A 4,749-nucleotide genomic window follows, 5' to 3' on the forward strand; every position below is an offset into this window, starting at 1 on the left:
CCCCGGCAGAGGCATATAGGTGGATCGACGCTTCAGATCATGGGGGGCATGCCCCCCATGATCTGATGACCAGAACGGCGGCATAATCACATCAAGGATTAGCTTAACTTCGCCGCCAACCTGTCCAGATTTCCGGGACCACCTCAGACTGCTTGGGGCGAATTCGGTGGTGGTGCGGATAATGGCGAGCGCGCAGGTGGTTACGGCCGCCTTTCGGTGGTTCTTCATTTGATTTTTCCAAGAAAATGGCGGCACCATCGAGGTAGCCGCCGTGTGGGATTTCGGGATGAGTTGCGCTGACAATCAGCAGACGTTGCTTGCCTTGCGATAAGAAGCGAGCTCGTGGACCTTCAGCTGGTCAGCAACGGGCGCTGCGCTGGCCATGAGGTGATCGATATTCGCGATCGCAGCCTCGATGCCGCGGGCAACGACGTGGTCCGGCGGGACTTCGACGGGGGTAAGGCTTCCCGACCGATGCCGCCATGCCTCGCGTCGATCTGCGGCCACGAGGATCGCTGATTGCCCTTGGCCAATATAGACAGGGTCAACTTCAACGGTGCGGGTGACGTTGCCAGTGCTGGTGATCAGCACCAGCCGATGAGCGGTAGTGCTATCGTGACGCCGCTCGATGACCGCCAGGAGCAGATCAACCTTGGATACCGTCACCGAGCGCATCAGCTGCTCAATGGCCTGATCGCCTTCATCAATCGTTGCCGAAGCCACGGTGAAGCGAGTGTTACTACCAGGCGGGGGAAGCTGCATCAGCCTCGCAAGCCCCGCCGCCATCATGCGGTGAAGCGTCGCGTGAGGGTGTTCATTCTTCATTTTTTAGTCCTTCGTGGTGACCCGTCACCCGCGAGAAGGACCTTTTCCCCTCATCTGGACGGATCACCGTCCCGCTTCATCTTCCGATTTATTCCTTCTCTTGCTCCGCGTTCAGGCGAACAACTTCGATTTCGCGAGCATCACACGCGTACACGGGTCCAATCAGCGGACTACCGTCGAACATCAGGGATTTGAATTCAGAACAAAAACATTCCCAATGCGTTCTTTTATACCATCTGCTGAGAGGGCAGAAGACACATAGCGTTTGGGGGCGATCGTTCGGTGCCAGAAGGCTTAATGACGGAGATATGTATTCGCTACGTGTTCCCACAAGTTTTGCTAGAGAATCATCGACCATTTTAAATCCCTCCTTGTAATTGATTTGGAATGGGTTCGCGGGGCGTTAATTGCTTTTCAGACCGGAAAATCGGTTTTAGAACGGCATAGTCTCTCAGATCGAAGTCGCGTTTTCGAGCGGCTTGGCGGGCAACGCGCAAAATAAGGTCGTCGCTCCGACGATTACTGACAGGAAGGGGGATTTGTAATAGATCCTCGGCTTGACCAACATCGGCTCTTGCTACGACCGGACCAGCGTGTTGGGCCACCTTCGCCTTTCTTTCGGACGACGCTTCTTTAATCGCCTTTTGAAGTGCGATAGCCGTGAGCCCGGAGAGCAATTGCGGCGGTTTCGCGTTTTGCGCAATTTTGGGCGGCATTTTCATAGTTTGACCATCGGTGGCCAAGCGTAAGACCTTCAGCGATTGCGCATCGGAAGTAAGCTTACGCAGGTCGGCCAAGATTTGACGGCTAACGCGCGAATGGTATTCAAGCAGGCCGTTGTCCTGAATAGAAACTTTGCCATCCGCGATGGCGTCTATGACTGCGACGGCACGCTGTTCGAACACCGTACAGGTTTTTTCTACGGCAGCGCGAGAGTCGGCTGGAATGGGTACGGCTTTCCAGTCGTCAGAACCAAGAAGCCTGAAGTACAGCTGTTCACCTTCTAGGGAGGGAATGGCATCGCACTGCTGAATTAACTGGATGGCTTCCGCCACAGCGGTTTTCCGCTCAGGCGGTGGAGGCCCTACGTAAGGCAGGCTGCTTTCATTGGTATCTGGAGCCGAAGCGGATGCGTTGTCTGGCTGCTTTTCGTTCGGTTGCTGTGTATTAGGAACAGACAAGGGATCGATTTTAGGCATCGAAAAAATAAGCGGAGGTGACGAATCTACCTGATGTGATTGCAAGGGCTTTTCAAGATCGCATTTTTGTTCGTCTTGGCTTTGATGGGTAGACCTTGCACTGACAGGAAAAACCCAAGTCAGAGTCCCGTCTTCGGCAATTGTTGAAATCCATTCCGCCGGTTGACGCGACGCTAATGTTACGGACTCAGGTGGTGTCGTTCTTACGTGTGCCCGCAACGGTGGCACGACACCGGCGGACATATTTTTGGGAGCAAGGGCTGTACGCAATTGCGGCTGGTGCAGCGCTGTAGCCTCATGCTTGCGTTGCTCTAGGAGCTCCTGTGCCAACCCGTGCTGGATTAGCTCGCGCTGCACCGACAGCCGCCCCGACAACGCATGAGCTCGCTCTCGGCCACGGGCGTGTGCCTTATCAAGCATTGGAACCACTTCCTTCAAGGCGTCGGTCGTCAGGCCAAGGACGTTCTTGCCAGCTTTCATAAACCGATGGCTCTGTGCCGTGAGACGATCCGCGAGGTTCTTTAGGCGCAGCTGCCTCTCTTTTACCAAGCTGGTCTGGGCCTTCGCCAGCTCGATATTGCCCAACACTACATCGCATGACTGGGCTGCCCGGACCCATGATCGTCGATCTGCGGGTTTGCAGTGCGTTTGAATGTCGGAGGCGAAATCGAGCTTAGCGAGCTTGATTATCTGCTCCTTGTCGTCCGGTGTCGCTTGATGAACGACGATCATTCCTGGTCCGAAAGTCGCAACCGGCTGCAGGCCACGTGTCACATGCCACAATGCGCCCTTCTTCTTGACCCTGACATCACTCCAGATCGGAGGACCATTCCAGCGGGTGTGGCGAGTTGGGCCAAGGATGATCGCACTATCGCGGCGCAGTTCTACGTCCGGCATTTTCGGATCGTTTAAACCGGGTTGCGCGCGCGGTGGCCTACCCCGTCGCCCCGCGGAGTAATGCAGGGCGCGTTCCAATCGCTCGCATTGCCAGTTTCGAACAGGTGTGGGACGAGCACGGAGGAAGTCGATCCGATCACGTAGCGGGTCGGCCTGAGCTTTTGTGGCCTCCGGGATGGTGCGCTCCAGACGCTCATCGGCTTGGTGCTTGCGATACTGTGTTACAGCCCCCGGCATCGGCAATACCTCATCGCCTGTAACGGATTCGGCTTTAGCAAGCCGTACAGGCTGAAGAACTCCAGCTTCGTCTTTCCTGTAGAAACCAGCGCACGTCGTCATGCCGAGACGTTGCGCTTCAGGCGCGGTCATATGCTCCACGCCAAAGTGTGCGGCGATCCTCTTGGGCGAGGCGCTACGAGCTATGCGGCTGGCTTTGAACGCTTCGACGCCTCGCTGACCGTGAAAGGCAGGTGAGGCGCTACGAGCTATGCGGCTGGCTTTGAACCCCTCTTCATGCAGCGCGATCGTCGCGCCGCTTCCTTCCAATGAATAGGTAATGCCGTCGACGGCTAATTCGGCCGCGAACATCTCCAACGATTGTGCGCCCATAGCCCGATCGAAGGATTTTCGTATGCGGCGCTGTGGTGACGGTAAGCCCGTCTCGCGCTCGAATGCCGCGGCACGGGCGGTGAGGGCTGGCTGCTTGCGCAGGTCATTGGTGATCTTGCAGAAGTTTGCATCACGAAGCTTGGCATTATCTTCGGTGCGGTAAACACCGTCATCGGTGGCATAGAAACCCAAACCGGCTTCCGGCTTATATCCGAATTCGTGACATAGCCGGGCGTTGACGTGGGCCAGAAGGACTTTGCTGTAGCCCCGTTCGAGAATGATTTGGCGCCTTTGATCATTCAGAGCGGAAACCGCGATATGGACATGGTTGTCATCCGTATCGGTGTGGACGGCAATTAAAGCCTTCTGCTTATCGAGGCCAGCGAGCGTAAGAAGCCTTTTCGCCATGGCCATAAGGATCTTCGGATCAGTCCTTCCACGGCGGCTGATGACGAAGTGATAGGCGCTCCGGCCTTTGCCTCGCCGGGCTTTGCGTTGCTGCTCATGCCGGAACTCGGCCAGCAGCGCCGGCTTCCATTTGGCAGCACAGTTCAGGGCAAAGAACGCTGCAGCGCGACCGTGCCCCTCCTCTCCTACATAGTGCGCCAACATTGCGTGGTGGCTGACATCACCGGCAGTGAACGACGTGAAGTAATCGGCAAGATCACGTCGCGAGGTCACTTCCTTGACAACCAAACCGGACGTATCGCTGGTCACTGGGAATTCCGGCGTTCGAGGTAGGCGGCGTCCCATTGGGCTACGTCGAAAGCCCACTGAAAGTCCGCCCAAGCTGATGGGTCAGTTGGATCGGCCCGTAATTTTTGAAATTTCTCGCCGAGATTCGAAAGGTAGAGGCGATGGTAGGCGAGGCTCACACCACTGACGCCGCCCTTGTGCTGATAGTAGTCCCGTAAAGCTTCGCGTGTGAATTCCGACGCCGTTACTCCTAGCTCCTCGGCAGTCTCTAAAATACCTGGCTTCATCTCGCCGACATCGACTGAGAGCCTGCCGCGTCCGGTGGCGCTACGCCTCCTGCGGCTCATCGGGCCGCCCCGACCCAGTGCGAGAAGCGTAGCGCCGAGCAGGGGTCATTAGGCTTCGTGGACAAAGCTTGACCTGAGACTCGACCGCTGATTCAAGGCTACCTTTTGGAGGCAGCATTGGGTGAGCGGGTTGGTGTGTCGGGTGACGAGTGGGCTTTGATCGGCCCACTGCTACC

General features: G+C 56.7%; 4 protein-coding genes. All 4 read right to left on the bottom strand.

The annotated features are described in order from the left end of the window. The coding region (locus tag HG250_RS12830) for a hypothetical protein (protein ID WP_205763576.1) at positions 1 to 303 on the bottom strand (303 nt) is incomplete at its 3' end. Next, complete coding sequence (locus HG250_RS07850; protein WP_170004443.1) at positions 304 to 825, bottom strand: hypothetical protein; 522 nt, start codon at positions 823 to 825, stop codon at positions 304 to 306. Between the two features lie 359 nt (positions 826 to 1,184). Next, positions 1,185 to 4,247 carry a relaxase/mobilization nuclease domain-containing protein gene (locus HG250_RS07855; protein ID WP_170004445.1) on the bottom strand — a complete coding sequence of 1,021 codons (3,063 nt, stop codon included), beginning with the start codon at positions 4,245 to 4,247 and terminating at the stop codon, positions 1,185 to 1,187. After that, positions 4,244 to 4,573 carry a hypothetical protein gene (locus HG250_RS07860; protein WP_170004447.1) on the bottom strand — a complete coding sequence of 110 codons (330 nt, stop codon included), beginning with the start codon at positions 4,571 to 4,573 and terminating at the stop codon, positions 4,244 to 4,246. Before HG250_RS07860 ends, HG250_RS07855 begins: the two co-directional genes overlap by 4 nt. Positions 4,574 to 4,749: the final 176 nt, after the last annotated feature.

The organism is Pseudopontixanthobacter vadosimaris, assembly GCF_012979275.1.
GTDB classification, from domain to species: Bacteria; Pseudomonadota; Alphaproteobacteria; order Sphingomonadales; family Sphingomonadaceae; genus Pseudopontixanthobacter; species Pseudopontixanthobacter vadosimaris.